Origin of the sequence: Aeromonas sp. QDB56, assembly GCF_027705505.1 — a bacterium.
Classification (GTDB): domain Bacteria; phylum Pseudomonadota; class Gammaproteobacteria; order Enterobacterales; family Aeromonadaceae; genus Aeromonas; species Aeromonas caviae.
The window spans coordinates 1-1,960 of record NZ_JAPDBZ010000252.1; the positions used below are offsets into that span (position 1 = coordinate 1).

Genomic DNA, 1,960 nt, shown 5'->3' on the forward strand with positions numbered 1-1,960 from the left:
GCCGGCTGGAATGACGACTATCGGGCTCAGTTATTCTTTGGTTAAAATATCAACAAAGTGTGCTCCCGCCCTGGGGGTGGCACTGGTCAACATCAGCGGGTATCAACCCATTGCGGAACAAACCTGGGTGCAGCTCAACCCGGAGTTCTATCCGGTGCAGCGCCCCGTGCCGCCCATTTTTGCGGCCTGGCGGGGCAATCAGTTTCCCCCACTTGAACAGAGAAAGAAGAATGGCCGCTGGCAGATCCTCTTTCCTGCCCGGCTGGTGCCCCCCTTCGATCTGTTCGAAGGGGAGGCCCAGCTCTCCAAGGCTTACCTGGCCAGGCTGAAGCGCATCGATGAGATGGCCTATGGAATGGCTCCCCACCAATCAGTACTGCAAGCCGCCTCCTCGGCCCCCTCGTTCGAAGTCCCGGGCGCTGTCGCCTTTGTCGCCGAGTTCTCCCTGCCCCGGGAGAGGAAGATGCGGATGCCTCTGGGGGAGCCCTTGCTCGCACGGCTTGGGGGGCTGGTCCCCACACAGGCCTTGGCAAGACAGGGAGATGCACAGCCCATGGCCACCGCAGATTCTGCCCCTGAGCAGGCGACCCTGATTCTTTCCGCCACGGCGGCAGGGGAGGCATCGCGGGTTTGTCATCAGGTGGCGCCGGGAGAAACCCTGTGGCGCATTGCAAGCCAGCTTCAGTCAAAGGAGGCCGGCGGCTCGGATACTTACAGTTATCTGCTGGCGCTGGTGCAGGAAAATCGTGACAGGATGGCCAAAGGGATCCAGGTACAGGCCGGGCAGCGCCTCTATTGCCCGAAAGCGCAGACTCTGGCGCAATTCGATTCCCTGAGCCCGGCCCAGCGACAGCAGCAGTTTGCCCGTCTGGAGCAGGGGCGCTAGGGGATGGCGAGAGGCGTGGTGGAGTGCCTCTTGGCCAAAGAGGAGTGACGCGGGTTCTTTCCTTGTATCCCCTCCGGGCCCGTGCTAGTATTCGCGCTCGTTTTGCGAGGTGCTGACCGGTCGCAGTCAACACCATACATTCATCTTAAAAGAGATAATCACTATGTCTTTCGTATTCCAAGCTGAAGTCCGTTCTGACCTGGGGAAAGGTGCGAGCCGCCGCCTGCGTCATGCTGACCTGGTTCCTGCCATCGTTTACGGTGCAGGCAAAGAAGCCGTGTCCGTTACCCTGGACCACAAGAAGCTGATCCTGGCCCAAGAGAAGCCGGAGTTCTACTCCTCCGAGCTGACCCTGGTCATCAACGGTGAAGAAGTCAAAGTGAACGTGAAGGCTATCCAGCGTCACCCGGTTCGCTACAAGCTGGTTCACCTGGATTTCGTTCGCGTCTAATCGACAACGAACTTTCCTGTGAAGAGGCCACCCAATCGGGTGGCCTCTTTGTTTTTACAGCAATATCCTGCTGTTTTCACCTATTCTGCTGCTTGTCCTGGCAGGTAGCTATCTGCTGGGCAATGCACTGATCGAGCGCGAGCTCTATCGCGTTCGCAGTGATGAGAGCACCTTCCTGGCGCTTGCCAGCGGCCGCCTTGACGGCGAGCTGGCGGTGCCGCTGCGCCATGTGCGCAGCATGTCGGAAGAACCCATCCTGCTCGAAGCGGCGGCTCGCAATGACCGTGACACCCTGGCCGTCCAGTTCACCATCCTGCTGAACCGCAATCCCGACTATGCCCAGGTGCGTTGGCTTGCCCCGGATGGCATGGAGCGGGTGCGCATCGATCGCCAGGGCCAGCATCTGTGGCGTGTGACGGACGACCAGTTGCAGAACAAGGGGGAGCGTTACTACTTTCGCGATGCCATGGCGCTGCCCTGGGAGCGGGTCTACGTCTCGCCGCTCGATCTCAACGTTGAACACGGGGTGATCGATCGCCCCTTCAACCCCATCTTAAATGCGAAAGGGGACTCCCTCCGACGTAGGTGGGAGGGGAATTTCGCCGGGGCGTCAGCCCCGCTGG

General features: G+C 60.2%; 3 protein-coding genes and 1 pseudogene. 3 read left to right on the forward strand and 1 reads right to left on the reverse strand.

Annotated elements, in window-relative coordinates:
* Window positions 1-10 precede the first annotated feature (10 nt).
* Window positions 11-886: a LysM peptidoglycan-binding domain-containing protein gene (locus tag OKB81_RS20165; RefSeq protein ID WP_069784726.1), complete on the forward strand. Its 876-nt coding sequence runs from the start codon at window positions 11-13 to the stop codon at window positions 884-886.
* A 163-nt stretch (window positions 887-1,049) separates the two neighbouring features.
* The gene (rplY, locus tag OKB81_RS20170; protein WP_010674717.1) at window positions 1,050-1,337 is read left to right on the forward strand and encodes a 50S ribosomal protein L25; all 288 of its coding nucleotides are present in this window, start codon (window positions 1,050-1,052) and stop codon (window positions 1,335-1,337) included.
* A 76-nt stretch (window positions 1,338-1,413) separates the two neighbouring features.
* Here rplY and OKB81_RS20175 read toward each other — a convergent pair whose 3' ends face one another.
* Window positions 1,414-1,566: a hypothetical protein gene (locus tag OKB81_RS20175; RefSeq protein ID WP_223933791.1), complete on the reverse strand. Its 153-nt coding sequence runs from the start codon at window positions 1,564-1,566 to the stop codon at window positions 1,414-1,416.
* Between the two features lie 9 nt (window positions 1,567-1,575).
* Here OKB81_RS20175 and OKB81_RS20180 point away from each other — a divergent pair.
* Window positions 1,576-1,960: pseudogene (locus OKB81_RS20180) on the forward strand (hypothetical protein); the annotation flags it as partial.